Source organism: Saccharothrix sp. NRRL B-16348 (assembly GCF_001280085.1).
Taxonomy (GTDB): Bacteria; Actinomycetota; Actinomycetes; order Mycobacteriales; family Pseudonocardiaceae; genus Actinosynnema.
The window spans coordinates 1-24,892 of sequence record NZ_LGED01000200.1; the positions used below are offsets into that span (position 1 = coordinate 1).

Below are 24,892 nucleotides of genomic sequence, written 5' to 3' on the forward strand. Positions count from 1 at the left end.
AACACCCGGTCCCATTCCGAACCCGGTAGTTAAGCCTTCCAGCGCCGATGGTACTGCACTCGTGAGGGTGTGGGAGAGTAGGACGCCGCCGAACAATTCGTCCCCTCAGGGGCACTCGAGCAGATCGAGTGCCCCTGAGGGCTTTTTTGCGTTCAGCACAAGGTTTCCACGCGACGGCGAACCGTCACTATCCGGCGGCTTCCACCGCTATTCGGGCGACGCGCGTGGCGCGACCGGGTGACGCGCGGTTCGCCGGGGTTGATCGTCCATACCGTAGCCCGCATGAGCAGCGGTGGTTGGACGAGGGAGGCGTCGGTGCCATGGCGCGCGCGGAGACAAATGAGACGAAGAGGCAGGCACCTGCGTGCCCGCCCGTCGTCGTCGGACACACCGATGTGGGCTTCGGCCGTGCTCGGCCTGGTGGTCCTCATCGCTTTGATCTTGTTGTTGTTGACCTACGTCTAGCGCACGGTCATTCAGCGGCCTTCGGGACTTCGATCGGCTTCAGGTCACCGTTCGGGAAACGGCGTTCGTTGCGCTCGATCTTGGCGAACGCGGCCTCGATGAGGTCCACGTCCAGCTTGTCGGCCAACCGCACCAGGTAGTGCATGACGTCGGCCAGTTCGTCCCGCACGTTCCACGCCAACTCGGGGTCGTCCATCGCGTGCGCGGCCTGCTCGGGCGTGAGCCACTGGAACAGGTCGGTCAGCTCGCCGACCTCCCCGGACAACGCCATCACGAGGTTCTTCGGGGTGTGGTATTCGTCCCAGTCGCGCGCGGCGGCGAACCGGCGCAGCGCGTCCCGCAGGTCGTCGAGGGTCTTGCCCGCGGAGTTGGCGTCCGCCGTGTTCGTTCCCCCAGAATTCGTGCCCGCAGAGTTCATGCCCTCGGAGTTCGTGCCCGCAGAGTTCATGCCTGCAGAGCTACCACACGGTGGTCGCTGGGACGCACGCCGCGTACCCGTTTGAACGCCGTGCTGAACGCGAACCCGTCCGCGTACCCGACCGCACGCGCCACGGAACCGACCGTGGCGTCAGGCTTGCTCAGGAGGTCCGCGGCGACGTCCATGCGCCACTCGGTCAGGTACGTCAGCGGCGGCACGCCGACCAGCGCGGTGAACCGGCGCGCCAACGCCGCCCGTGACACCCCCGCGCGTGCTGCGAGTTCCGCGACGGTCCACGCACGCTGTGGCTCGTCATGCATCGCGCGCAGGGCGGGCCCGACGACCTCGTCACCCAACGCCCGGTACCACGCGGGGGTCTTCGCCTCGGGCCGGTCGAACCACTCGCGCAGCGCGTACACGAGGAGCAGGTCCAGCAGCCGTTCGAGGACGATGTCCTGCCCGGGCTGGTCCTTCGCCACCTCTGCGGCGAGCACGTCCACCGTGGGGCAGTGCTCGTCGTCGCACGTCACGACGAACGTCGCCGGCAGGGCGTTCAGCAGCCGCGCCGCCACGCCACCGTCGACCGAATACCCGGCGACGACCACCAGCGCTTCGCCATCAGCCGCGCCGGCCCCGGCCCAAGCCCCGGTGAAGCCATAGGTGCGGGTGCCGATGAGCGACTCCGCGCAGTCCGACTCGGTGACCTCCAGCTGCGGGGGCATCGACGGGTCGTCGGCCAGCACGAACCGTTGCGGCCCGCGGATCAGCCCGAGCGAACCCGGTCGCAGCAGGACCTGGGTGCCGTCCTCGGCCAGCAGCCACGTGTCGCCGCGCACGGCGGCGACGAGCGTGAACGGCGTCGTCTCGGTGAACGCCAGCGCCCACGGCGGTGAGGCCACCGAACGGCACACCTCGGCACGTTGCGCGCGCAAGCCGCGCAGCAGATCGTTGAGAGCGTCGATGTCGGCCACGTCCCCCACGGTAGCCACCGCGGCCATGTCCGCCGCGCTTTCCATGTCCGCCGCGCCTGCTATGTCCGCCACGCCCGTCAGGTCAGCTACGCCCGCCATGTCATCCACGTAGACGATTGAACATGGTTCCGGGACGGTGAGCCATGTTCCGTCCAGCACGATCTTGATTGTCTAGTGGCATGACAATCCTGGTTCTCGGCGCGACCGGCAAGACCGGTCGCCGTGTCGTCTCCGCCCTCGACGCCCTCGGTGTCGACTACCGTCCCGTGTCCCGCCGCACGGAGATCCCCTTCGACTGGACCGACGAGTCCACCTGGGCACGCGCGCTCGACGGCGCCACCGCCGTCTACCTCGTGCCGCTCGCGATGAACCTGGACGACGCCGAGGTGGCGGCGTTCGTGCCCCAGGCCGTGGCGGCGGGTGTGCGGCGGATCGTCCTGCTGTCGGCCCGCGGCATCTCGCCGGACGACGGCCGCGAGCGTGCCGTGCGGGCGTCCGGTGTGGACTGGACGATCCTGCGGCCGACGTGGTTCTCGCACAACTTCAGCGAGGACTACTTCCTGCCGGAGATCCTGGCCGGCGAGGTCGCGCTGCCCGCCGGTGGTGATGGCGCGCACCCGTTCATCGACGCGCAGGACATCGCCGACGTGGCTGTGGCGGCGTTGACGCAGGACGGGCACGCGGGCGTCGCGTACGAGCTGTCGGGGCCGGAGGCGTTGACGTTCGGCGACGTGCTGGCCCGGATCGGCGAGGTGTCGGGTCGTTCGATCCGCATCACCGAGATGCCCGCGGCCGACTACACCGGCATGTTGGTGGAGCGCGGATTCGGGGTCGCGTACGCGGAGGTGCTGTCGATGTCGTTGACCGCGATGCGCGACGGTCACGACGCCGCGTTGTCCGACGGTGTGCCGTCCGTGCTGGGGCACGACGGGCGGCTGTTCGGCGACTACGTGAAGGAGGCCGCCGGCATCTGGGCGTGACCCCTCGACCCCGTCACGGCCGCACGAGGGTGAGGTTCGGCCTGGTGCGGCGGCCGGGATCGCCTTGACCGGGCAGGGCGGTGAGCACGAGGCCGAACACCAGCCCGTTCAGCTCCTCCACGTCCAGCAGGAGTTCGCGGGCGACGCCGTGCGGCGTGGTGCCCTGGGCGCGCAGGGCCCGGAAGACCTTGGTGAGCAGCTGGGACGTCTCGCGGTGGGCCATCCCGACGGTGCGGCGGGCCAGCTGCGCGCACACGGTCGCGTGCTGGGGCCGGGTCAGCAGACCGAGGTCGCGCAGGCGGTGCGCCAGGGTCACCGGGTCGACGTGCCACGTGGCGCTGTGCGCGACGACGTGCTCGGTGAGCGGGCCTCGGGCCACCGCGGCCAGCACACCGGCGCGGGGCAGCAGGAACGCCGCCGCGAACGTTTGCGCGTCCGACGCCCCGGTCAGCCGTCCGAGCTCGCGGGCGGCGTCGAAGCGGGCCTCGCCGGGGGAGGCCGTCGGGTCGAGGAAGACGTACGGGGTGCCGTCGTGCCGGCAGGAGAACGGACCGACGCCCGCGCAGTCCGGCGGCAGGGAGAAGACCCGGACCCCGTGCGCTTCCAGCAGGTGCACCATGTTGGGCGCGGGCCGGTGCGGGATGCCCCAGCGGGCGCGCAGCACCTCGGCGGCGGTCTCCGGGTCGGGGTGGTCCCACGTCGGCACGTTCGGCTCGGGGAACGTGAACGCGCGCGTCAGCCAGCCGTCGAAGCCGATGGCCAGGCGGGCGGCGCCGAGCGCGGCGTCCCGTTGCCGCTTGGCCGCCGGTCTGGTGAACGTGACCTCGACCTCGGGCACGTCGTCGGCTTCGAGGAAGCCGGGCGGGAAGCCGAGGGCCTCGGTGAGCCTGGCCGTGGTGGCCGGTCGTGGCCGGCGGCGGCCGTGTTCGTAGTCGCCGATGCTCGCCGGGCTCGTGCCCGCCTTGCGCGCCAACTCCACCGCGGTGAGGCCGCGGCGGGTCCGGGCGAGGACGAGGCGGGAAGGCGTGAGCATGATCGCGCCATTCTCGCACCTGCCTACTGGCGCGGCGTGACGGTGACGTCGACGTCGTCTGGGCCTTGAGCGCCGCGTGGCGCGGGCAGGGGTCCGAACACCAAGGGCGGCAACGTGATCCGGTGCGCCCAGCGGTCCACGACCTGGCCCTGCGGCGTCGGCTCCGGCTGCGCCACCTCGCGCAGCACGACCAGGCGTTCGCCTTCCTGCTGGGGGTAGGTGACCAGGAACCACAGCTTCCACTCGTGCGTGTGCAGCGAGTCGAAGAGCGTGAACTGGTCGTGGTCGTTGCCGCGCATCATGGCGGCGATGGCCGGGCCCTTGGCGTAGTCGCTGCGCAGGGGAGCACCGGGCGTGCCGGTGTGGCGGTTGCCCTGGAGGGTGCCCAGCACGACCGGTTTGGTGGGGTGCTGGACGAGGCCGGCGTTCCACTTGTCGACCCGCGTCCAGCCCTCCGCCACGAGGACTTCGCGGAGTCTGCCGACCCGGTGGATCCAGTCGAGCAGCCCGGCGCCGTTGGTCGGCCCCAACGGTGGCGCGGAAGCGCGGGCGTCGACCCCGGCCCAGATCGCCTCGTCCAGGTGGTCCGTGCGCAGGCCCAGCTCCGCCAGCTGGGCGTGGTGCTCGGCGGTCAGCTCGGTGGCGTTCGACATCCTCATGCCCGGCACGGTAGCGCCGACCACCGACAATCCGGGCCGGCCGCTCAGCCCGCCAGGTTCCGCATGGCCGCCTCGGCCAGCCGCCGTGCCCCGTCGCACGGCGTCGCGAGGTCCGGTGAATCGCGCTTGGCGGTGAACGACGCGACCAGGTACTGCCCTGCCGCCGTGTCGACCATGACGTCGCAGGAAGCGGTGTCCGACGGGATGGTGACCGTGATCGCCGGGAAGTCGCGGACCGGGTCGGTGACGCTCGCCCGGGCGGCGCGCTCGTTGCCGGCCCAGGCCTCGATGCCCTCCGTGGTCACCGGGACCAGGGTGTAGCTCGTGTGGGCCGAGGTCCAGTTGCAGCCGGTCGTCTCGTAGGTCTTGATGGGCAGGGGTTTGCCCTCACCCTCGACGAGGAACTCGGTGCGTTGGGCGGCGGTCAGGAGCAGGCACGGCTGCTCGGTCTCCAGCCTGATCTCCCGGGGTCGCGGCGCCTGTGACGTGGCGGAAGGGCTGGACTGCGCTGTGGTGGTGGGCTCCGACGAGGTGGGCTCCACGGGAGTCCGGGTGCTGCACGCCGTCGTGAGCGCGAGTGCCACCAGGACACCGGTGAGGGATCGACGCATGGCTCGGGCTTCCCCTGTTCCGCTGCTTTCCGCCGACGACCGACGCGGGTTGGGACGCCGTCGCCCGGAACTCGGTTCCCGGCCGAGCCGCAGTCGTCCGCGGGAAGCGGCCCGACGTCGACACCGGGCATCCGACCCCCGCGGAACCTATGGTCGATAGCAGGACAGCGGGAACCACGCCGGGGAAGTGGAAGGATGACGTAGTGGACGCGCGGCGCAGGAACAACGTGGTCGTGACCGGCGACGCCGACGGCCCCGTCGTCATGCTCGCGCACGGCTTCGGGTGCGACCAGACGATGTGGCGGCTGGTCGTGCCGGTGCTCGCCGCGACGTGCCGGGTCGTGCTGTTCGACCACGTCGGCGCGGGTCGGTCCGACCTGTCGGCGTGGGACGCGGAGCGTTATTCGACGCTCGACGGGTACACGCGGGACGTGCTGGACATCTGTCACGCGCTGGACCTGCGCGACGTCGTGTTCGTCGGCCACTCCGTGTCGGCGATGGTCGGTGTGCTGGCCGCGGTGGCGGAGCCGGCGACGTTCGCCAAGCTCGTGCTGGTCACGCCGTCGCCGCGGTACGTCGACGACGGCGACTACCGGGGCGGGTTCAGCGCCGCCGACATCGACGAGCTGCTCGACTCGCTGGACAGCAACTACCTGGGCTGGTCGGCGGCGATGGCGCCGGTGATCATGGGCAACCCCGACCGGCCGGAGCTGGGCGCCGAGCTGACCAACAGCTTCTGCCGCACGGACCCTGAGGTGGCGCGGGTGTTCGCCCGCACGACGTTCCTGTCCGACAACCGGGCGGACCTGGGCGAGGTGAGCGTGCCGACGTTGGTGTTGGAGTGCCGGCAGGACGTGATCGCGCCGCCCGAGGTCGGCGCGTACGTCCACGCGCGGATCGCTGGCAGCACCCTCGTCACGCTCGACGCCACCGGCCACTGCCCGCAGCTCAGCGCTCCCGAGGCCACCGCGGCGGCCATCGCCCGTTTCGTGGCGGACGCGGCGTGACGCGCGACCGCGAGGCGTTCTCGGCGTTGTTGGAGGACAGCGCCGACGACCTGTACGAGAACGCGCCGTGCGGCTACCTGTCCACCATGCTGGACGGGCACATCGCGAAGGTGAACGGGACGCTGCTGCGGTGGCTGGGGTACGAGCGCGAGCAGTTGGTGGGTCGGCTGCGGTTCGCGGACCTGCTCAGCGTCGGCGGGAAGCTGTACCACGAGACGCACTTCGCGCCGTTGCTGCGGATGCAGGGCGAGGTCGGCGGGGTGGCGTTGGAGATGGTCGCCGCCGACGGCACGCGGCTGCCGGTGCTGGTGAACTCCACCGTGAAGACCGGCGGTGACGGCGAGCCGCTGCTGATCCGCACCACGGTGTTCGACGCGAGCGACCGCCGTTCGTACGAACGGGAGTTGCTGCGCGCCAGGCAGGAGGCCGAGCGGGAACGCGACGAGATCCGGCGGCTCGCGACGACCCTCCAGCGGACCCTGCTGCCGCCGGTGCTGCCCGCCGTGCCGGGCGTGGAGACGGCGACGCACTACCACCACGCGTCACCGTTCGAGGTGGGCGGCGACTTCTACGACCTGTTCCCGCTGGCGGACGGCCGGTGGGCGTTGTTCCTCGGCGACGTGTGCGGCAAGGGCGCGAACGCGGCGGCGGTGACGTCCCTGACCCGCTACACGCTGCGTTCGGCGGCCGTGTACGACCCGGACCCGGTCGCCGTGCTGACCAACCTCAACACCGTGCTCAACCAGGAGGCGGACACCGGGTACCCGCGGTTCTGCACGGTGACGTTCGGCGTGCTGACCGTCGAGGAGGACCGGTGCACGCTCACCCTGGCCGCCGGCGGCCACCCGCCCGGCCTGCTGCTGCGCGCGGACGGCACGGTCGAGTACGTGGAGATGCCCGGTGGTCAGCTGATCGGGATCCTGCCGGACGCGCGGGTCGTCACCACGACCGTCCACCTGGCCGCCGGCGACACGTTCGTGCTGTACACGGACGGCCTGATCGAGGCCAGGACCGGCGACACCCGGTACAGCGAGGAACAGTTGCTGGACTTCGTGTCCACCCTGCCACCCGTCTCCGCCGCGGGTGCCGTCGACGCGCTCGTGGGCCTGCTGGAACGGCTGGGCGAGGGCGTCGAGGACGACACCGCCGTGCTGGCGATCGGCGTTCCCGGACCTCCGTCGCCCTGACCGGACGTGCCGCTCATCGCCGGTTCCGGCCGGCCGGCGGAGGGAACAGCCGTCGACTCACGACCAGTGCGACGGTGGTGAGCGCCAAGGGCATGGCCGACAGGAGCATGAACGTCGCCACGGCGGGCCACGAAAGGCTGCGGGGCTCCGTGCCGAGCGGTGCCAACGACACGCCGACGCCCAGGCTGAGGTAGGCGAACATCGTCATGAGCAGCGATGACGTCCACGCCACGACGATCCCCGAGCGCAACTCGCCGACTTTCCGCAGCTCGACGTGCTCGACCGACACGTGACGGCGGGCCGCGAGGAGGTAACCGGCCGCCAGGGCCGCCATGACGACGCTGGTGCCGACCAGGATCCAGCCGAAGACGCCGAGTGCCGGGTACAGGGGAGGCAGTTCCCCGCCGAACAGCACCAAGAGCGGCACCAGCACGAAGCACGCGGTGAGCAGCACGAGCGCGACTCGCTTGCACGTTGCGCGAATCCGGTGCGCATGCGGTGCCGGCACCCACGCGTAGGGCGACACTGGGGGTTGCGCGTAGCTCACCGTGGTCAGGGCTCCCAGACCTGGATGGCCCTGACCACGAAAGGCGCGTCCGGCACATACGTGCCCTTGCCCGGGTAGGTGGTGAACTCGGCCTCGGTCGAGCACGTCACCCGCTGGTAGACCGAGGTGTCCCTGGTCAGGTTGTTCACGAACGACCGCGCCACGAAACCGTCCGGCAGCGGGATGCACTCGCGCGGGTTCGCGGCTTCCAGGTCGAGGCGGTGCGCGGCGCCGGTGTACTTGGTGCCCGACCACACGCAGAACTCTCCCCGGTCGCACGTCGGGTCGGACTGGGCCGCGGCCGTGCCGCTCGACGTCAGGGCGCCGGCGGTGAGGGCCAGCGCGGTCACGAGGGTGCGGGTCGTCATTCGGGTCACCTCCACCGCTCCAGAGTGCTGTGGCGGACGGCGGTGTGGGGGCGGTGCGGCCGCCGTTCACCTGATTGTGTGGGCCGGCGCGGGTTTGGGCAGGGCGAGGCGTTCGGCGAGGCGGAGGGCGTCGTGCGGGGCCGCGGCGTCGGTGTCGTTGTCGAAGTACGCGTAGACGTCGTGGTCGGTCGCCCAGGCGCGGATCTTGGCGGACCACTCGTCCAGCTCGGCGTCGGTGTAGCTGCCGACGTACAGGGCCTGGTTGCCGTGCAGCCGCACGTACGCGAAGTCCGCCGTGACGTCTTCGAGGTACGGGAACCGGTCGGCGGAGTGGGAGACGACGAGCGCGATGCCGTGCGCCCGGAGGAGGTCGTGGAACTCGGGGACCAGGAACGTCGGGTGCCGGACTTCCAGCGCGTGCCGCAACGGTCGGTCGGCGTCGGTGGTGGTCCAGGCGCGGTCCTCCGGCAGGCGGTCGTCGTGCCGTTCGGCGAGTTCGGCGGCGGCAGTCGTGGTGCGGGGGAGCAGGTCGAAGAACGTGGTCAGGCGGTCGGGGTCGTAGGCGGTCGTCGGGGGCAGCTGCCACAGCACCGGCCCGAGCTTGGGGCCGAGCGCGAGCACACCGGAGGCGAAGAAGTTGGCCAACGGCGCCTCCACGTCGCGCAACTGCTTCAGGTGCGTGATGAACCGGCCGCCCTTGACCGCGAACAGGAAGTCGTCCGGCGTCTGCCGCGCCCACGCCTGGTAGCTGGAGGGGCGTTGCAGGGAGTAGAAGGAACCGTTCAACTCGACCGACGAGAGGAGCCCGGAGATGTGCTCCAACTCCCTCCGCCGCACCAGGCCCTCCGGGTAGAACGCGCCACGCCACGTCGGGTACACCCAGCCCGACGTGCCGATCCGAACGTCACCTGTCACGTCTCGGGAGTACCCGGATGATCTCCGGCGTACCCCGTGGACCGGTGCGACCATGGCGGTGTGAGTTTCACCGACCGCGTTCTCGGGCTGCTCGCCGAGCACCCGGAAGGGCTCAGCGACCGCGAGATCGCGGACGCGCTGCACGTCAACCACGCGCAGGCGAACATCTACTGCCGCCAGCTGGCCCGGGAAGGGCGCATCGCGCGGGACGACTTCGCCCGCCCCATCCGCAACCGCTCGCTCGACCCCGACGAACCTGCACCCGCCCGGTCGTCCGGTCGCTCGACGGCCGCGTCCCAAGAAGGGGTCGACCGGTCGGAGGCCGCGGTCCAGGATCGGGTGGTCTCCTGGTTGGTGGCCGAGCGGTGGCGGGTGTTGCGCGTCGCGGACACCGCCGCCCGCGAGCGCGGCACCGACATCCGGGCCGAACGGGCCGGGACGCTGCTGCACGTCGAGGTGAAGGGCTACCCGTCGACGTCCTATGCCGACGCACGACGCGCGGCCGAGGTCAAACCGACGCAGCCCGCCACCCAGGCGCGGGTGTGGTTCGCGGGTGCGGTGGTGAAGGTGCTCCAGCTCCGTCAGGAGTACCCGGACGACGAGGTGGCGTTCGCGTTCCCGGACGTGCCGACCTACCGCTCGTTGATCCGCTCGATCGGGACGACGGTGACCGGGATGCGCCTGTCGGTGTTCTTCGTGCGCGACGACGGCTCGGTCGAGGCGCACCGGCCTTGACCTCCACCGCGCTCGAAGGTGCAAGTTGTGCTCATGGACGACCGGACACTTGACGCCTACCTGGCCAGGATCGGCGCGACGCGCGCGAGCACGCTGGTCGAGCTGCACGAACTGCACCTCGCCGCGGTGCCCTTCGAGAACCTCTCCATCCACCTCGGCGAGGCGATCGTGCTCGACGAGGACCTGCTCGTGGACAAGATCGTCAACCGGCGGCGCGGTGGGTTCTGCTACGAGCTCAACGGGGCGTTCGCGGCGCTGTTGAGGGCGTTGGGGCACGACGTGCGGATCCTGTCGGCCAAGGTGTTCAACGACGGCGCGTACGGGCCGCCGTTCGACCACATGGCGTTGCGCGTGGGCGATCTGCTGGTCGACGTCGGCTTCGGGCGGTTCAGCCTGCGGCCGTTGGACCTGGTCAGCAGGGAGGACCAGCACGATCCCGCCGGTGTGTTCCGGATGGTCGACACACCGGAGGGTGACGTGGACGTGCTGTTCAACGGCGTGCCCCAGTACCGCCTCGAACTTCGCCCGCGCACGTTGGACGAGTTCCGCGCCACGTGCTGGTACCAGCAGACGTGGCCGGAGTCGCCGTTCCGGCGCGGTGCGACGTGCTCGTTGCCGACGGCGACCGGGCGGATCACCATCGCCGAGAACAAGCTGATCACCACGACCGGTGACGACAAGGTGATCGAGGAGCTGGACGACGACGCGCTGCTCGACGCCTACGCCAAGCACTTCGGCGTCGTGCTGGACCGCGTGCCCCGGCTCAGCTGAGGCGTTCGGCGAGCGCGAGGGCGTCGAACGGCGCGGCGCCGCCCATCGTGTTGTCGAAGTAGACGTACACGTCGCGCTCGGCCGACCACGCGCGGAACCGGGAGGCCCAGCGGTCCAGCGCCGGGTCGGAGTACGCGCTGACGTACAGCTCTTCGTCGCCGTGCAGGCGGGCGTAGACGAAGCCGGCGGTGAGCACGCGCGGCTCGGGGAAGCGGCCCGCGGACTCGGCGATGACGAGCGCGATGTCGTGCTGTGCCAACAACTCCGCCAGTTCGGGCGTGTCCCAGCTCGGGTGCCTGATCTCGAGCGCGTGCCGGACCGGCGGGCCCGGTAACAGGTCGAGGAACGCGGCGATCCGCTCGGGCCGCCACGGCAGCGTCGGCGGCAGCTGCCACAGGACCGGCCCGAGCTTCGGCCCGAGGTCGAGGACGCCGGAGCCGAAGAACTCCTCCACGTCCTTCCCGACGTCGCGTAATCGCTTCGTGTGCGTGATCTCCCGATGTCCCTTGACGGCGAACACGAAGTTCTCGGGGGTGCGTTCGAACCACGACTTGTAGTCCGTCGGCTTGCGCAGCCCGTAGAACGAGCCGTTGATCTCGACCGTGTCGAGCCGCCGTGACATGAACTGCAATTCCAGCCGCTGTTGCAACCCGCGCGGGTAGAAGTCGCCACGCCACTCGGGATAGCGCCAGCCGGAGGTGCCGATTCGGATTTCACCCACGGTGACGATGTTGCCCATCGGTGTGACCGCCCAAACGTGTGCCGCTAGAAGCCCGCGCCGTCTAACGCACCGCTCACCACGCGATCCACCCGCGCCTGTTGCGGATCACGCGCCAACGCCTCCGTGCACGGGCACCCGGCCAAGTCGTTGCCGCACAGGTACACGCCGAGCACGCGCAGGCTGCGCGCCGTCTGCCGCAACCGTGCCGCGCCGCGCAACCGCACCTGCCCGTACACGGCCTTCGCGAGCTGGTACGGCACACCGTGCCCGAGGTCGACGCACGCCTGGCTGTCCAGCTCCTCCGCCACGTGCGCGATGGGCCGACACCCGGACGCCCGCGCCGACCGCACCAGCCGTTGGTCCAGCCTCGACACGAGCCGCTTCGCCACCTCGTCCCGCCACGCCCGGTCGGCGCGGAGGTAGGCGACCAACTCCTCCACGCGCACGGGATCGGGCCGGGGACGGCGGGCGCGCGCTCTTCGTCGTTGCGGAGTCATGACACTCAAGATCGTGTGTCTGAAACCGTCGTGAGCACCCCTCACCCGCCTGCGCGGCCAAAGCACCCGCGTGCAGTAGCGGCCACCCACTCAGAGACGTCACCGCACTCGTGGTGCCGCGGGCCGTCCCGCGGCGCTTTATTCCTCGACCAGCACCTTCGCCCGCTGCGAGAGCAGGGCGTTCACCTCGTCCGGGTCGAAGTAGGCCGGGTCGAAGTCGGCGGGGTCGTCCAGCCCCAGCCACTCCATCCGCTCCTGGTGCTCCGGGTGGTGGGGGTCGGCCAGCACCTCGCACAGGTGGGCGTAACCCCAGATGCCGCCCGAGTCCTCCAACGGGCCGGCCCGACGACCCGTCAGGCAACGGGGATAGGCGATGCCGGGCTCGGCGTCGACGACGTCCTCCACCGTGATGTCGTGCTCCCAGCCGTCGCCGAAGTCGTAGAGGTAGCCGAGGCGGTCCTCAGGGTTCCCGGCGACGTCGGCGAGCGTCACGGTAGTGGCGTCGCCGTGCTCAAGTTCCGGGTCAGGCGCCCCGTACCGCCCACCGCCGGGGGCCTCGAAGACCCACAGGTGGTAGCCCTCCCACTCGAACGAGTCCTGGATCGTCCGGTGCAGCCGCACCAACGGCATCGTGGACGGCACCTCCAGGCGACGCCAGATCGGCGGCTTGGCACCGTGCAGCGACACCTTCAGCCGGTGCACCCTCGTGTCGGCCGGTGTCGGCTCGGGTTCCGGCAGCAGTCCCACCCGTTGCCGCAGCAGGGCCAGGTTCGTCGTCACGTCCTGGACCTGGTCGGGCTCCACCGGGCACGGCTCGCGGTCCAGCGCGTCGGCCACGATCACGCGTGCCTGCTCCGGCGTGTACTCGCGGAACACCACGCCGTGCTGCTCGGCGGCTTGGACGTAACCGGACCTGATCGCCTCCGGCTGGTCGCTGACGAAGCAGTCCTTCACCCCACCGCCGAGGTCGTGGTCGATCAGCACGACGAGGACGTGCGCCTTGCGCCCGTAAGCGAAGGTCATCGCCAGCCCGTCCTGCGCCCCGAGCACGTCGGCGTAACCGAAGCAGGCGCCGACCGCGGGCCCGCCGACGACCTCGACCCACGCGGCCTCGACCAGACCGCTCGCGACGAGCCGATCACCGGCTTCCCGGGCGAGCGTCCGCACGGGCTCCTCCGCGACCACCGCGAGCGTCCGCGCCATCGCCAGCGCTTCCGGCGTTCCGGTGGCCTCGGCCTCCGCGATCAACGCGGCCAGCGCCTCCGGCACGTCTTCGACCGCGACGCCCTGCGCGAGCAACCCCAGGAACTCCGCTCCGGTCAACTCCGCGTCCAACGGGCCACAACCGGGCTCCAGCAACGCCGAGAAACCGTCCAGGAGCCCAGCCACGGCCTCTTCGGGCGACCCGATCACACCCGCTTCAGTGAGACGCCGCACCGCCTCGTCCACGTCCCGTGAACCGTCCACCAGACCAAGCACCTCTTCGGGCGCACCTTCGGCGACGAGCATGGCGCGTAGCTCCGACAGGGTCGGCAGGCTGTCGTTCGACATCCGCCCAATCGTGCCGGCTCGGCGTCGACGACTGTTCACGACCCTCTCCCCCGAACAATCCCGGACAAAGCTCCGTACCACCGGAGGGCTCTCGTTCGGGCCGGGACTGTCATGTGCGCTGACCTGGCACTCGACAGTGGAACATGCGGTCCTGTGACGTTCTTGCCGTGGCGGGGCCGCTCGGGCGGTCGCGGCCGGACCTGGGTTCGTGCGGCGGCCGGGCACCTCGAGCGGTGCCCCCGCTGCTGAGTGGCGGCTCTGCTCAACGGTCGTGCCAGACCAGGCGCATGTGCCGGCGGCGCTCGTCGGGAGCGTGTTCGGTGGCGAACAGGTCATCGGTGGTCCGGTAGACGCAGTCGATCCCCAGCCGGTGCAGCAGACCGACGCCGTCGGTGCCGGGGCGCTCGGGGAAGAGGGCGACCAGGCGGGTGACCGGCTCCGGGCTGTCCACCGCGTAGTCGAGCAGTTGCGCGACGGCCTCCCGCACCTTCCCGTGAGTGGCCAGACTCTTCGCCTCGATGACCACGACATCCGCGTCGTCGCGGTAGTACAGGTCGGCCCGCTTGCCGCTCGGCGTGACGAAACTGTGCATCTCGACGTCGGAGCGGAAAGCCCGATAGCGGGCGACCAGTCGAGCCTCGACCCGCTCGTACGCCGTCTGCCGCTCCGCGATCCGGTGCCAGACGACGTCCACGTGGGTTCGTTCGACGGGGATCACGCGGGTGTCGAGCCCGACGAGGTCGGCGGTGGCGTTGAGCCTGGCGCTCAACTCCGCCTCCACGGTGCCCGGGTTGATGCCGAAAGCGGTGATCAGGCGTGACGACCGGGGCTCCTCGACGATGCGCTGCCCGTACACGTAGTCGCCGGCGGTGAATCCTTCGATGCCCCAGAGGTCGGTGATCGGGTAGTCGGTGAGCCGGACGTTGAGGACGCTGTAGACGTTGGTGAAGCTCGAATCGTTGGCGTGCTGGTTCCAGAGGAGATCCGCCAAGGGCTCGTTGCGGAACAGGTGTCCGATCTCGCCGGTGGCCTTGATCTTCTTCTCGCCGACGAACAGCACGACGCCGCCGGCGCGCAGCCGTTCCATGGGCTTGTCGTGACGGGGGATCGCACCCCAGAAGTGCGCCTCACCGGACGGGTGTAACTCCTCCAGCCGGGCCAGATCGGCCTCGGACAGGAGCGAGCGGTAGGGCTCCTGTGTGAAGGCGATGGAACCCACGAGCGTTTCGTGGAAGCGCTTCCTCGTGTCGGGGTTGCCGTAGCAAGGGGCAAGAAGAGCGAGCGTCATGGACGGTCCCCCACCGGTCGTCACTTGATCGTGTGAGGGCTGACCTTAGGTCTCGAACTTCATGGTGTCACCGCTATGGGTGACGTCAACGAGATGCGGGCAACACGGCACGTCCGACGAAGGAGAGGACGCCCGCGAGCGCCGCAGGCGCAGCCAAGAGCAGCAGGTAAGCCGAGCGGTCAGGTGGGGGGCGCGGCTCGCGACGTCAGGCAATCGGCACCCGGAAAGCACTGCGCCCCGGCCGTCGCACGACGGCCGGGGCGCAGGGGACTGGAGGTCAGGCAGGCACGGAGGCGATGCCGGGTGCCAGGAAGCGCTGGCCCGTCACCTTCTCCGAGATGCCCGAACGGTCCAGGTAGGGGGTGATGCCGCCCAGCCAGAACGGCCAGCCGGCGCCCAGGAGCATGCACAGGTCGATGTCCTGCGCCTCCGCCACCACGCCCTCGTCGAGCATGATCCGGATCTCCTCGGCCAACGCCTCCAGCGCACGCGCGAAGACCTCGTCACCGGTCAGCGGCTGGTCGCCGAACGACCACAGGGCCTGCACCTCGGGGTCGACGGTCTGCTTCCCCGCCGAGTCCCACTGGTACACGGCGGTCTTGCCGGCGGCGACGAACTTCTTCATGTTGTCCGACACGCCGAACCGGTCGGGGAAGGCGGCGTTCATCGTCTCCGCCACGTGCAGCGCGACGGCGGGGCCGACGAGCTGCAGCAGGATCAGCGGCGACATGGGAAGGCCGAGCGGCTCGGTGGCCTTGTCCGCCACCTCGAACGGCGTGCCCTCGTCGATCGACTTCACGACCTCGCCCATGAACCGGGTCAGCAGCCGGTTCACCACGAACGCGGGCGCGTCCTTCACCAGCACGGACGACTTCTTCAGCTGCTTGCCCACCGCGAACGCGGTCGCCAGCGTGGCGTCGTCGGTCTGCCCGGCGCGCACGATCTCCAGCAGCGGCATGATCGCGACCGGGTTGAAGAAGTGGAAGCCCACGACCCGCTCGGGGTGCTTGAGGCCCGACGCCATCTCGGTGATCGACAGCGACGACGTGTTGGTCGCCAGCACGGCCTCCGGCGAGACGTGCTCCTCGACCTCGGCAAACACCTTCTGCTTCACGCCGAGGTCCTCGAACACGGCCTCGATGACGAAGTCCGCGTCCGCGAACGCCGCCTTGTCCAACGAGCCGCTCACCAGAGCCTTGAGCCTGTTCGCCTTGTCCGGCGACACGCGCTTCTTGCCCAGCAGCTTGTCGATCTCTCCGTGCACGTACCCGACGCCCTTGTCCACCCGCGCCTGGTCGATGTCGGTGAGCACCACCGGCACCTCCAGCCGCCGCGCGAACAGCAGCGCCATCTGCGACGCCATCAGGCCCGCGCCGACGATGCCGACCTTGGTGACCTTGCGCGCCAACGACTTGTCCGGCGCGCCGGCCGGTCGCTTGGCCCGCTTCTGCACCAGGTTGAACGAGTACAGCCCGGCCCGCAGCTCGTCGCTCATCACGACGTCCGCCAGCGCCTCGGTCTCCGCCGCGTACCCGGCGTCCAAGTCGTTGGCACGAGCCAGCTCCAGCAGCTCAAGGGCCTTCAGCGCACCCGGCGCCGCGCCCTTGGTCTTGCCGTCGACGATCGCCCGGGCACGTGCCACGGCCGCGTCCCAGCCCTCACCGCGGTCGATCTCGCGGCGTGCGGGCACGACGTCGCCGCGCACCACGGAAGCCAGCCACAGCAGCGACTGCTCCAGGTAGTCCGCCGAGTCGAACAGCACGTCCGCGATGCCCAGGTCCAGCGCCTGCTTGGGGTTGAGCATCTTGTTCTGGTTCAACGCGTTCTCGAAGATCACGGTGACCGCGTCGTTCGGGCCGATCAGGTTCGGCAGCAGCTGCGTGCCGCCCCAGCCCGGGAACAGGCCGAGGAACACCTCGGGCAGCGCGATGGCCGCCGCGTTGGACGCCAGCGTCCGGTAGTGGCATGACAGCGCCAGCTCCAGGCCGCCGCCCATCACCGCGCCGTTGACGAACGCGAAGGTCGGCACGGACGACTCGGTGAACTTGCGGAACACGTCGTGCCCGAGCTGCCCGATCGTCACGGCCTGTGAGCGCTCGGAGGCGCCTTCGACGGCGGTCAGGTCCGCGCCGACGGCGAAGACGAACGGCTTGCCGGTGACCGCGATCGCCATCGGTGACGCCGCCGCGGCCTCGTCGAACGCCTGGCTCAGGCTCACCAGCGACTGCGGGCCGAACGTGGACGGCCGGGTGTGGTCGTGGCCGTTGTCGATGGTGATGAGGGCGACCTGGCCGTCCAGCCCGGGCACCGTGACCAGCTTGGTGCGGGCGTGCGTGACGACCTCGTCGGGGAACAGGGCCTTGGCCTCGTCAGCGGTCAACGCGGTCACTTCGACTCTCCGTTCCAGTGCGGGTTCTCCCAGATGACGGTCCCGCCCATGCCGATGCCGATGCACATGGTGGTGATGCCGTAGCGCACGTCCGGGCGCTCGGCGAACTGCCGTGACAGCTGGGTCATCAGGCGCACGCCCGAGGACGCCAGCGGGTGGCCGGTGGCGATCGCGCCGCCCCACTGGTTGACCCGCGGGTCATCGTCGGCGATGCCGAAGTGGTCGAGGAAGGCGAGCACCTGCACGGCGAACGCCTCGTTGATCTCGAACAGGCCGATGTCGTCGATCGTGAGGCCGGCGCGCTTCAACGCCTTCTCGGTGGCCGGCACCGGGCCGACGCCCATGACCTCGGGCTCGACGCCCATGAACGAGTAGCCGACCAGGCGCATGCCGACCGGCAGGCCCAGCTCGCGCGCGGTCTCCTCCTCGGCCAGGATGCAGCCGGTCGCGCCGTCGTTCAGGCCGGCCGCGTTGCCCGCGGTGACCCGGCCGTGCGGGCGGAACGGCGTCTTCAGCTTGGCCAGGTCCTCGACCGTGGTGCCGGGACGGGGCGGCTCGTCGGCGGTGGCCAGGCCCCAGCCGTTCTCGGCCGAACGGGTCGCGACCGGCACCAGCTCGGGGCCGATCTTGCCGTTCTTCACCGCGTCGGCGTACTTGGCCTGCGACGCCGCCGCGAACGCGTCCGTGCGCTCCTTGGTGATGGCCGGGAACCGGTCGTGCAGGTTCTCCGCCGTCGAGCCCATGACGAGCGCGGACGGGTCCACGATCTTGTCCGACAGGAACCGCGGGTTGGGGTCGACGCCCTCGCCCATCGGGTGCCGGCCCATGTGCTCGACACCGCCCGCGATCACCACGTCGTACGCGCCGAACGCGATGCCGCTGGCCGACGTCGTCACGGCCGTCATCGCGCCCGCGCACATGCGGTCGATGGCGTAGCCGGGCACCGACTTGGGCAGGCCCGCGAGCAGCGCCGCGGTGCGGCCGATGGTCAGGCCCTGGTCGCCGATCTGCGTGGTGGCGGCGATGGCCACCTCGTCGACCCGCTCCGGCGGCAGCCCGGGGTGACGGCGCAGCAGCTCGCGGATCACCTTGACGACCAGGTCGTCGGCACGGGTCTCCGCGAAGATTCCCTTGGGGCCGGCCTTGCCGAACGGCGTGCGCACGCCGTCCACGAAGACCACGTTTCGAACGCGTGCCGGCGCTACTGGTGCGGCCACGGCGTCTCCTCCGCTTGTGGTGACGATTCGCCCGAGCGGTCGGGCGCGACTCCTACCGATCGGTAACCCAACTCTAGCCCCTGTTACTGGCCGGTAACCACCGTGGGCGCCCTGTCGGATCGGTCACAGAACGCCCGGATGGCCAGGAACAGCCCGAACCCGAACGGGGACAGGACGATCGTGAGCACCAGCAGCGGGCCCATGAGCAGCGGGTGCAGGCCCAGCCGGCGGCTCTCCCGGTACATCCACGCGCCGATCAGCAGGTCCCACGCGATCACCTGCGCCCAGATCGCCGAGGCGCCCCAGGCGGTGGCCAGGAACTCCCTGAGCGTGTCCAGGTCCGGACTGCTCATCGTCGCCCACAACTCGGGCAGGTGCGCGGCGACCAGGACCGTGTAGACGACCAGCGGCGGCACCGCGATCAACGGGGACGAGACGGTCCGGTTCGTGAGGGAGGACGTCGGGGCGAAGATCATCAGGCCCCAGAACGGGACGGTGAGCCAGAACGTGAGCTGGAAGAGGATCCCGGTCATGCGCGCACGACCTCCTTCGGGTTTCCGGTCGTGTCGGTCGTGTCGGCCTTGCGCGGGGTCCTCGCGATCACCGTGGCGGTCCAGGCGGCCACGGTCAGCGCGCCCAGCGCGGTGAGCAGGTCGGGGCGCAGCAGCGGCTGCCCGCGCAGCGCCTGCCACGTGAGCAGCGCCAGCAGGCCCGCGTAACCGATGGCCAGACCCCACACGGTCTTTCGGGTCGCACGCCCGCGCAGCAGCAACGCGGCCAGCGGGAGGATCTGGAGCGCGTGGATGCCCACGAAGTGCGGGATCCGCAGGTCGCCGCCCGTGGTGCTCCACCCCGTGACGGCCAGCTGCGGTCCGCCGTCGGGCACGCCGACGCTGTGCGCGCCCACGATGTCGCCGTCGTCGTCCTGGCCCGGCGCGGGCGAGGTCATCAGGAACCCGAGCGCGAGGCCGACCAGCGTGAGGAGTGTGCCGAGGCGGATGGCGAGGCCCATCGCGGCGTCGGTGAACCTCGTGAACAGCAGCGCGACGGCGATCAGGGCGTGCGTGGCCCAGATGACCACGACGGTGATCGCCATGGCGCGCCACAGCGCCTGGTCGAACGGGGTGGCCACGTTGAAGTGGCTCTGCCTGCCCCGGACCACCTGGCCGACCACGATCACCATCTCGGCCGCGCTCGCCACCGCCAGCGCAGTACCCGCCCACCAGCCGGTTCGGCGCAACCTGGTGGTGAGGGTGAGCATCCACGCCAGGGTGACGCCGTAGAGGGCGAAGGACACCGCGAACTTGAACGGCTTGAACCAGATCGGAGACCCCGCGACAATCCGGTCGTCGATGATCAGTCCGGCGAGGGACACCGGGATCAGGGCGACCATGAGCAGGGAGAACAGCATCAACGGTGGGTGCGGGCGGAGGAAGCGGGTCACGGACGGCTCCTAAGATGGATAGCAGCACTTTCTACTATCGGATAGTTACAGTATCCATGCTGAGGATCGTCTCAGGAAGGGGCCGTGCCCGATGCGCATCGCCGAGTTGAGCCGTCGCAGCGGCGTGCCCGTGCCGACGATCAAGTACTACCTGCGCGAAGGGCTACTGCCTGCCGGTGAGCTGACCAGCCCGAACCAGGCCAGGTACTCCGACGACCACCTCCACCGGCTGCGGCTCGTGCGGGCGATGGTGGAGCTGGGCGGGTTGTCGATCGCGGCCGTGCGGGAGGTGCTGGGCGCGTTGGACGACCCGGAGAAGTCCCTGCACAAGGCGATGGGCACGATCTCGGCCGCGGTGGCGCCGGCGGACCTGGGCAGCGAGGACGAGGTCGCGCACGAGCAGGTCGCGGCGTTCCTGGAGCGGCAGGGGTGGGTGTGCCGGCCCACGTCGTACGCCTACAAGGCGCTGGTGGGTGTGCTGGCCACGGCGCGTGAGGTCGGGCACGAGCGGTTCGCGGACATGCTCGACGGGTTCGCCGCCGCCGCCCGGCCGTTGGCGGAGGCCGACCTGGGGTACGTGCTGGGCGCGGGGTCCAAGGACGAGGCGCTGGAGGCCGTCGTCGTGGGGACCGTGCTGGGTGACGCGGCGATGGCGGCGGTGCGCGCGTTGGCCCGGCGCGAGCTGTCCGGCGTCCGCCAGGCGGAGGAGACGCCGACCCAACCGTGCTCGAACCCCTGACCCCCGTGTGTCGAACCTTCAGCCCGCGCGTGTCGAACCTTCAGGTCGCGCGTGTCCTACGTTCGCGTCGCGAGAGTCCTACGTTCAGAACACGCGAGTTCAACGCTCAGAACAGTCGATCTTGTTCTGAGCGTTCAACTCGGGGTACGCGAACGTAGGACACGCGCGACGTGAACGTTCGACACGCGGGGCGTGAGGGTTCGACACGCGCGGGGTTAGGGCTCGGGAGGTGGCGGGGTCAGGGCGGTGGAGAGGGCGTCCGCGGTCAGGGTGATCTGCCAGTTGCGGGCGCCGCCCTCGCGCAGGACGGCGGCCACGCCCTCAGGTGAGGTGTCGGCGGGCGGCTGCCAGCACGTGCGGCGCACGAGGTCGGGCAGCAGCAGGTTCTCCACCGGCAGGGTGTTCGCCTCGGCCACGGCCGTCAGGGCCGTCCTGGCGGCCGCCAGACGGGCTGCGGCGACGGGGTCCTTGTCCGCCCACCGGTTGGCCGGCGGCGGGCCGTCGTGCTGCTGTGACGGCTCCGGAAGCTCGTTGCGGGGCAGTGCGGCGGCACGTTGCAACGCACCCAGCCACACGCCGACCATGCGCCGTTGCGCACGTCCGCGGAACACGGGCAGCGCCAACAGCGCCGCCTCGTCGGAGGGGTTCTTCACCGCGGCGTCGACCAGCGCGGCGTCCGGCAGCACCCGGCCCGGCGCGATGTCCCGTTCACGGGCCAGCGCGTCACGGGCCTCCCACAGCGCCCGCACCGCGGCCAGTTGCCGCGGACTGCGGATCCGGTGGATGCCCGACGTGCGGCGCCACGGTTCGGCGCGCGGACGCGGCAGGGGTGCCGTGCGGGCCGCCTCGAACTCCTCGAGCGCCCACTCCAGCTTCCCCTGCCGCTTGAGCTCCTGTTCGAGCACGTCACGCAGCTCGACCAGCAGTTCGACGTCGAGGGCGGCGTAGTTCAGCCAATCGGCGGGAAGGGGGCGGCGCGACCAGTCGGCCGCGCCGTGCCCCTTCTCCAACCGGTAGCCCAACAACCGCTCGACGAGCGTGCCCAGCGCCACCCGTTCGAAGCCGGCCAGCCTGCCCGCCAGCTCGGTGTCGAACAACACGCTCGGTCGCAGACCGAGTTCGGCGAGGCACGGCAGGTCTTGCGACGCCGCGTGCAACACCCACTCGGTCCCGTCCAGCGCCTCGACCAGCGGATCGAGCCGACCGCCGAGGGCAATCGGGTCGACCAGCACGGTCCCGGCGCCTTCCCGGCGCAGTTGCACCAGGTAAGCGCGTTGCGAGTAGCGGTATCCCGAGGCTCGCTCGGTGTCCACCGCAACCGGACCCGTCGCTCCGGCGAGCGCATCAGCGGCACGCCGGAGCGACGGTGCGTCGGCGACGACAGGCGGAACACCGTCAGCGGGTTCCACCAGCGGCACCGGATCAGCACCGGTTGGTTCGGTTGGCTCGTCGGAGGGTACGTCCACGGCGGAAGACCCTACGACGAACGCACCACTCGCGGGTGTGTTCGGCCGGTTCAGTGTGCCGACCTGCTCAGCGGATCACGCCGGCACGCATGGCCAGCGCCACCATCTGAGCCCGATCCCCGGTGCCCAGCTTGCGCCCGATCCGCGACAGGTGAGACTTCACCGTGAGCGCGGAAAGGCTGAGCGCTTCGCCGATTTCCTTGTTGCTCTGGCCATCGGCGACCAGCTGGAGGACCTCGACCTCACGCGCGGAAAGCTCCCGCGGCGTGTTGTCGGTGCCCGGCACCCTCGTGCCCGCGGCGAGCACGGGCGCAACGCTCGGATCTGCGTAGACGCCGCCGTCGAGGACCCTGCGCACCCCGTCGGTGACCACCATCGGAGAGGCGGACTTCAGCAGGTACGCCTGAGCGCCTGCCTGGAAGGCCGACCTGACCGCGTAGGGGTCGTCGGAGGACGCGAGGACCACGATGCGGGGCCAGCCCTGGGCACGGAGTTCCGTGACCAGGTCGATGCCGGTGCCATCCGGCAGACCCAGATCGAGGATCGCGAGGTCGCACGGTCCGGTAGCGAGTGCCCGCGCCCGAGCCTCCGCAACCGAAGCCGCCTCATGCACTGTCCCGGCTCCCATCTGGGTGAGCCGAGCCGATATCGCCTCCCTCAGCAGTGGGTGGTCGTCGACCACCAGCACTGAAAAAAGCTCCTCCCGCGGGTGCGGGACCATGTTCGCCGGCAACGTGCCGGCTGGCGTGGTACGAACGGCCTGACCTAAGCCGACGGCAGCCACGTCACTACCTCCCTGGAGTCGGTCGTGCCCCCCGACCGGCACCGGGACTTTCGTCCAATCAGCCGCGCCACTGATCGACCGAAAGTGGTGTCGTCTGGGGCAGCGTAGCCGCCCAAGCGGGTCTACGGGACGATCAATCGGGTATCTATCCCGAATGGTTTGTCACTGATGGCCCCCGCTGTCACACGATCGGCTGACAACTCGATCGGGCGCGTAACGCGAGCGGTTCTCACGACGACATCAAGGAGTTGCGGGTGGCGAGCACCACAGGTCGAGGCCGGGCCGAGGAACTGCTGGCCCGGGTGCCTCTCGTCGACGGGCACAACGACCTGCCGTGGGCGCTGCGCGACCTCGCGCGGGGTGACGAATTCGGTGAAAAGTCAACAGCCGACGCGCCGGTCGTGTCCGCCTCTCCCGTCTCGGTCGTCGACCTGGAGGTCCGCCAGCCTGCGCTGCAGACCGACCTGGTCCGGGCGCGCGACGGCCGGTTGGGGATGCAGTTCTGGTCCGTCTGGGTCCCCTGCCGACTGGCGGGCGACGCAGCCGTCACCGCCGTGCTGGAGCAGGTCGAGCTGGTGCACGACCTCGCCGCGCGTTACCCGGCGCACCTGCGCATCGCGACCACCGCCGACGAGGCCGAACGGGCCTTCCGGGACGGGCGGATAGCCTCCCTGATCGGCGCAGAGGGCGGACACAGCATCAACGGCTCGTTGGGCGTGCTGCGGGCGTTGCGGCGGCTGGGCGTGCGGTACATGACGCTCACCCACAACGAGAACACGCCGTGGGCCGACTCGGCGACGGACGAGCCCGTGCACGGCGGGCTGACCGACTTCGGGCGCGACGTGGTGCGGGAGATGAACCGCGTCGGGATGCTGGTCGACCTGTCGCACGTGGCGCCGTCCACCATGCGTGACGCCCTGGAGGTCTCGACGCGGCCGGTGGTCTTCAGCCACTCGTCGTGCCGCGCGGTCGCCGACCACCCCCGCAACGTGCCGGACGACGTGTTGGCGCGGCTCCGGGACAACGACGGCGTGTGCATGGTGACGTTCGTGCCGCAGTTCCTGTCCCAGGCGTACGTCGACTGGGACGGCCGGCTCAGGGAGGCGATGGAGGTGGCGGGGGAGAACCACAACGACCTCGAAGCCCGCCACCGGTTCGCGGACGAGTGGCCGGCCGCCGGCCCGACACCGCGCGTGACCATGGAAGACGTAATCACCCATTTGGAGCACGCCCGCGAGGTGGCCGGTATCGACCACATCGGTTTGGGCGGCGACTACGACGGGACGCGCAGCCTGCCGGAGGGGATGGAGGACGTCTCCTGCTACCCGGACCTGCTCGGCGCCCTGCTGGACCGGGGGTGGAGCGAGGACGACTGCGCCAAGCTCGCCGGCCTCAACGCCCTGCGCGTGCTTCGCGCCAACGACTGACCCGCCTCGCAAGGACCGACCCGCCTCGCTGCGCAGGGGTCCCCGCCAGGGGACCCCTGTCTTTATTCTGCCGGCGGGCACCGACGGATTCGGGTGGTCGGACGGGGCCTGTGGACAACTGTGCGGCAGGCGGCGGCGGCAGGCGGTGTCAGCGCAAGGTCGACACGCCGACCGGGGGCAGGCCGACGGCGGTGGCCATGACGTCGAAGAACGCGGTGCCGTGGGCGGCCAGGTCGGCGGTTCGGGCGGTCCACGAGGCGCGCAGTTCCAGGTCGTCCGTGCGTGCGGGGCCCGCGATGTCGCCGAACCTCGCCGACGACGTCTGCGTGACGGTCCCGCCCAGCGCCAGGAACTCCGCGCCGGCCACCTCCAGCGCCTCCACCAGCCACGACCAGCCGACCTCGGGCAGCAGCGGGTCGGCGGCCAGTTCCGCGTCCAGCTCCACCCGCACGTAGGCGACCAGCCGGAACACGCCCGACCACGCCTCGACCCCGTCCGGGTCGTGCAGCAGCACCAGCCGTCCGGTGGACAGCTCGTCGGCGGGCCCCGTCACCTCCGCGGTCAACGCGAAGGACCAAGGCGCCAGCCGTTGCGGCGGGCGCACCTCGGTCAACTCCAGTTCGGGTCGGGTTCGCACCGACCGGAGCGTCGCCACCGCCCGCTGGAACAGTTCGGGCTCCGTCACACCACGGACTGTAGGCC

At 70.6% G+C, this 24,892-nt stretch carries 27 protein-coding genes and 1 rRNA gene; 9 read left to right on the forward strand and 19 right to left on the reverse strand.

Annotation, left to right across the window (positions count from 1 at the left end; all coding sequences use genetic code 11):
* Both rrf and ADK67_RS54720 read left to right on the forward strand, forming a co-directional pair.
* Window positions 1-94 (forward strand): 5S ribosomal RNA (rrf, locus tag ADK67_RS20955); the annotation flags it as partial.
* Window positions 95-339: 245 nt separating this feature from the next.
* Window positions 340-465, forward strand: a complete 126-nt coding sequence (locus ADK67_RS54720) for a hypothetical protein (RefSeq protein WP_269436012.1) — start codon at window positions 340-342, stop codon at window positions 463-465.
* A gap of 7 nt (window positions 466-472) precedes the next feature.
* On the opposite strand, the gene ADK67_RS20960 is transcribed toward ADK67_RS54720, so the two are convergent.
* A complete protein-coding gene (locus ADK67_RS20960) occupies window positions 473-883 on the reverse strand; it encodes a nucleotide pyrophosphohydrolase (protein ID WP_082403668.1) in 411 nt (136 codons plus the stop codon).
* 26 nt (window positions 884-909) lie between these two features.
* Entirely contained in the window at window positions 910-1,845 is a 936-nt protein-coding gene (locus tag ADK67_RS20965; RefSeq protein WP_053718324.1) for an AraC family transcriptional regulator, read from the reverse strand.
* A 188-nt stretch (window positions 1,846-2,033) separates the two neighbouring features.
* On the opposite strand from ADK67_RS20965, the gene ADK67_RS20970 reads away from it, so the two are divergent.
* Window positions 2,034-2,834 carry an NAD(P)H-binding protein gene (locus ADK67_RS20970; RefSeq protein ID WP_197289550.1) on the forward strand — a complete coding sequence of 267 codons (801 nt, stop codon included), beginning with the start codon at window positions 2,034-2,036 and terminating at the stop codon, window positions 2,832-2,834.
* Window positions 2,835-2,847: 13 nt separating this feature from the next.
* On the opposite strand, the gene ADK67_RS20975 is transcribed toward ADK67_RS20970, so the two are convergent.
* From ADK67_RS20975 to ADK67_RS20985, 3 genes are read right to left on the reverse strand one after another with little or no spacing between them, the layout of a single operon-like run.
* Window positions 2,848-3,867, reverse strand: coding sequence for a helix-turn-helix domain-containing protein (locus ADK67_RS20975; RefSeq protein WP_053718161.1), 1,020 nt, complete (start codon window positions 3,865-3,867; stop codon window positions 2,848-2,850).
* Window positions 3,868-3,890: 23 nt separating this feature from the next.
* Window positions 3,891-4,526 (reverse strand): hypothetical protein, encoded by a 636-nt coding sequence (locus tag ADK67_RS20980; protein WP_157620680.1) that lies wholly within the window; start codon window positions 4,524-4,526, stop codon window positions 3,891-3,893.
* Between the two features lie 44 nt (window positions 4,527-4,570).
* On the reverse strand, window positions 4,571-5,137 hold the full coding sequence (locus ADK67_RS20985; protein WP_053718163.1) for a DUF3558 domain-containing protein: 567 nt from the start codon (window positions 5,135-5,137) through the stop codon (window positions 4,571-4,573).
* A 203-nt stretch (window positions 5,138-5,340) separates the two neighbouring features.
* On the opposite strand from ADK67_RS20985, the gene ADK67_RS20990 reads away from it, so the two are divergent.
* Both ADK67_RS20990 and ADK67_RS20995 read left to right on the forward strand, forming a co-directional pair.
* Entirely contained in the window at window positions 5,341-6,144 is an 804-nt protein-coding gene (locus ADK67_RS20990) for an alpha/beta fold hydrolase (RefSeq protein WP_157620683.1), read from the forward strand.
* Window positions 6,141-7,331, forward strand: a complete 1,191-nt coding sequence (locus ADK67_RS20995; RefSeq protein ID WP_053718164.1) for a PP2C family protein-serine/threonine phosphatase — start codon at window positions 6,141-6,143, stop codon at window positions 7,329-7,331. Before ADK67_RS20990 ends, ADK67_RS20995 begins: the two co-directional genes overlap by 4 nt.
* 13 nt (window positions 7,332-7,344) lie before the next feature.
* On the opposite strand, the gene ADK67_RS21000 is transcribed toward ADK67_RS20995, so the two are convergent.
* The 3 genes from ADK67_RS21000 to ADK67_RS21010 all read right to left on the reverse strand — a co-directional run bounded on the left by ADK67_RS21000 (window position 7,345) and on the right by ADK67_RS21010 (window position 9,161).
* Complete coding sequence (locus ADK67_RS21000; RefSeq protein WP_053718165.1) at window positions 7,345-7,785, reverse strand: hypothetical protein; 441 nt, start codon at window positions 7,783-7,785, stop codon at window positions 7,345-7,347.
* Between the two features lie 98 nt (window positions 7,786-7,883).
* Window positions 7,884-8,246, reverse strand: a complete 363-nt coding sequence (locus ADK67_RS21005; RefSeq protein ID WP_053718166.1) for a peptidase inhibitor family I36 protein — start codon at window positions 8,244-8,246, stop codon at window positions 7,884-7,886.
* Window positions 8,247-8,312: 66 nt separating this feature from the next.
* Window positions 8,313-9,161, reverse strand: coding sequence for a DUF72 domain-containing protein (locus ADK67_RS21010; RefSeq protein ID WP_053718167.1), 849 nt, complete (start codon window positions 9,159-9,161; stop codon window positions 8,313-8,315).
* Window positions 9,162-9,221: 60 nt separating this feature from the next.
* On the opposite strand from ADK67_RS21010, the gene ADK67_RS21015 reads away from it, so the two are divergent.
* Together ADK67_RS21015 and ADK67_RS21020 are read left to right on the forward strand one after the other, a co-directional pair.
* Window positions 9,222-9,896 (forward strand): hypothetical protein, encoded by a 675-nt coding sequence (locus ADK67_RS21015; RefSeq protein ID WP_053718168.1) that lies wholly within the window; start codon window positions 9,222-9,224, stop codon window positions 9,894-9,896.
* A gap of 33 nt (window positions 9,897-9,929) precedes the next feature.
* A complete protein-coding gene (locus ADK67_RS21020; protein WP_053718327.1) occupies window positions 9,930-10,667 on the forward strand; it encodes an arylamine N-acetyltransferase family protein in 738 nt (245 codons plus the stop codon).
* On the opposite strand, the gene ADK67_RS21025 is transcribed toward ADK67_RS21020, so the two are convergent.
* The 8 genes from ADK67_RS21025 to ADK67_RS21060 all read right to left on the reverse strand — a co-directional run bounded on the left by ADK67_RS21025 (window position 10,660) and on the right by ADK67_RS21060 (window position 19,774).
* Complete coding sequence (locus ADK67_RS21025; protein WP_197289563.1) at window positions 10,660-11,397, reverse strand: DUF72 domain-containing protein; 738 nt, start codon at window positions 11,395-11,397, stop codon at window positions 10,660-10,662. The two genes, ADK67_RS21020 and ADK67_RS21025, sit on opposite strands and share 8 nt — an antisense overlap.
* A 35-nt stretch (window positions 11,398-11,432) precedes the next feature.
* Window positions 11,433-11,885 carry a hypothetical protein gene (locus ADK67_RS21030; RefSeq protein WP_053718170.1) on the reverse strand — a complete coding sequence of 151 codons (453 nt, stop codon included), beginning with the start codon at window positions 11,883-11,885 and terminating at the stop codon, window positions 11,433-11,435.
* A 138-nt stretch (window positions 11,886-12,023) separates the two neighbouring features.
* Entirely contained in the window at window positions 12,024-13,436 is a 1,413-nt protein-coding gene (locus ADK67_RS52655) for a plasmid pRiA4b ORF-3 family protein (protein ID WP_197289551.1), read from the reverse strand.
* 262 nt (window positions 13,437-13,698) lie between these two features.
* Window positions 13,699-14,655: a hypothetical protein gene (locus tag ADK67_RS21040; RefSeq protein WP_053718171.1), complete on the reverse strand. Its 957-nt coding sequence runs from the start codon at window positions 14,653-14,655 to the stop codon at window positions 13,699-13,701.
* A gap of 346 nt (window positions 14,656-15,001) precedes the next feature.
* On the reverse strand, window positions 15,002-17,113 hold the full coding sequence (locus ADK67_RS21045; protein ID WP_053718172.1) for a 3-hydroxyacyl-CoA dehydrogenase NAD-binding domain-containing protein: 2,112 nt from the start codon (window positions 17,111-17,113) through the stop codon (window positions 15,002-15,004).
* Window positions 17,110-18,330: a thiolase family protein gene (locus ADK67_RS21050; RefSeq protein WP_053718173.1), complete on the reverse strand. Its 1,221-nt coding sequence runs from the start codon at window positions 18,328-18,330 to the stop codon at window positions 17,110-17,112. Before ADK67_RS21050 ends, ADK67_RS21045 begins: the two co-directional genes overlap by 4 nt.
* An 83-nt stretch (window positions 18,331-18,413) precedes the next feature.
* Complete coding sequence (locus ADK67_RS21055; protein WP_053718174.1) at window positions 18,414-18,863, reverse strand: ABA4-like family protein; 450 nt, start codon at window positions 18,861-18,863, stop codon at window positions 18,414-18,416.
* The gene (locus tag ADK67_RS21060; RefSeq protein ID WP_063797671.1) at window positions 18,860-19,774 is read right to left on the reverse strand and encodes a hypothetical protein; all 915 of its coding nucleotides are present in this window, start codon (window positions 19,772-19,774) and stop codon (window positions 18,860-18,862) included. Before ADK67_RS21060 ends, ADK67_RS21055 begins: the two co-directional genes overlap by 4 nt.
* 91 nt (window positions 19,775-19,865) lie before the next feature.
* Here ADK67_RS21060 and ADK67_RS21065 point away from each other — a divergent pair, with 91 nt between their 5' ends.
* Window positions 19,866-20,513, forward strand: a complete 648-nt coding sequence (locus tag ADK67_RS21065; protein ID WP_053718175.1) for a MerR family transcriptional regulator — start codon at window positions 19,866-19,868, stop codon at window positions 20,511-20,513.
* A gap of 215 nt (window positions 20,514-20,728) precedes the next feature.
* Here ADK67_RS21065 and ADK67_RS21070 read toward each other — a convergent pair whose 3' ends face one another.
* Both ADK67_RS21070 and ADK67_RS21075 read right to left on the reverse strand, forming a co-directional pair.
* Window positions 20,729-21,979, reverse strand: coding sequence for a ribonuclease D (locus ADK67_RS21070; protein ID WP_053718176.1), 1,251 nt, complete (start codon window positions 21,977-21,979; stop codon window positions 20,729-20,731).
* Between the two features lie 67 nt (window positions 21,980-22,046).
* A complete protein-coding gene (locus ADK67_RS21075; protein ID WP_053718177.1) occupies window positions 22,047-22,763 on the reverse strand; it encodes a response regulator in 717 nt (238 codons plus the stop codon).
* A gap of 254 nt (window positions 22,764-23,017) precedes the next feature.
* On the opposite strand from ADK67_RS21075, the gene ADK67_RS21080 reads away from it, so the two are divergent.
* Window positions 23,018-24,190 carry a dipeptidase gene (locus ADK67_RS21080; protein ID WP_053718178.1) on the forward strand — a complete coding sequence of 391 codons (1,173 nt, stop codon included), beginning with the start codon at window positions 23,018-23,020 and terminating at the stop codon, window positions 24,188-24,190.
* 148 nt (window positions 24,191-24,338) lie between these two features.
* Here ADK67_RS21080 and ADK67_RS21085 read toward each other — a convergent pair whose 3' ends face one another.
* A complete protein-coding gene (locus ADK67_RS21085; RefSeq protein ID WP_053718179.1) occupies window positions 24,339-24,875 on the reverse strand; it encodes a DUF3000 domain-containing protein in 537 nt (178 codons plus the stop codon).
* Between the last annotated feature and the right edge of the window lie 17 nt (window positions 24,876-24,892).

Coding starts and splice junctions, on each gene's coding strand:
- ADK67_RS21020 (WP_053718327.1), top strand. CDS start 9,930: ATGGACGACCGGACACTTGACGCCTACCTGGCCAGGATCGGCGCGACG.
- ADK67_RS21065 (WP_053718175.1), top strand. CDS start 19,866: ATGCGCATCGCCGAGTTGAGCCGTCGCAGCGGCGTGCCCGTGCCGACG.
- ADK67_RS20980 (WP_157620680.1), bottom strand. CDS start 4,526: ATGAGGATGTCGAACGCCACCGAGCTGACCGCCGAGCACCACGCCCAG.
- ADK67_RS20985 (WP_053718163.1), bottom strand. CDS start 5,137: ATGCGTCGATCCCTCACCGGTGTCCTGGTGGCACTCGCGCTCACGACG.
- ADK67_RS52655 (WP_197289551.1), bottom strand. CDS start 13,436: ATGTCGAACGACAGCCTGCCGACCCTGTCGGAGCTACGCGCCATGCTC.
- ADK67_RS20960 (WP_082403668.1), bottom strand. CDS start 883: ATGAACTCTGCGGGCACGAATTCTGGGGGAACGAACACGGCGGACGCC.
- ADK67_RS21055 (WP_053718174.1), bottom strand. CDS start 18,863: ATGACCGGGATCCTCTTCCAGCTCACGTTCTGGCTCACCGTCCCGTTC.
- ADK67_RS54720 (WP_269436012.1), top strand. CDS start 340: ATGAGACGAAGAGGCAGGCACCTGCGTGCCCGCCCGTCGTCGTCGGAC.
- ADK67_RS20970 (WP_197289550.1), top strand. CDS start 2,034: ATGACAATCCTGGTTCTCGGCGCGACCGGCAAGACCGGTCGCCGTGTC.
- ADK67_RS21030 (WP_053718170.1), bottom strand. CDS start 11,885: ATGACTCCGCAACGACGAAGAGCGCGCGCCCGCCGTCCCCGGCCCGAT.
- ADK67_RS20975 (WP_053718161.1), bottom strand. CDS start 3,867: ATGCTCACGCCTTCCCGCCTCGTCCTCGCCCGGACCCGCCGCGGCCTC.
- ADK67_RS21005 (WP_053718166.1), bottom strand. CDS start 8,246: ATGACGACCCGCACCCTCGTGACCGCGCTGGCCCTCACCGCCGGCGCC.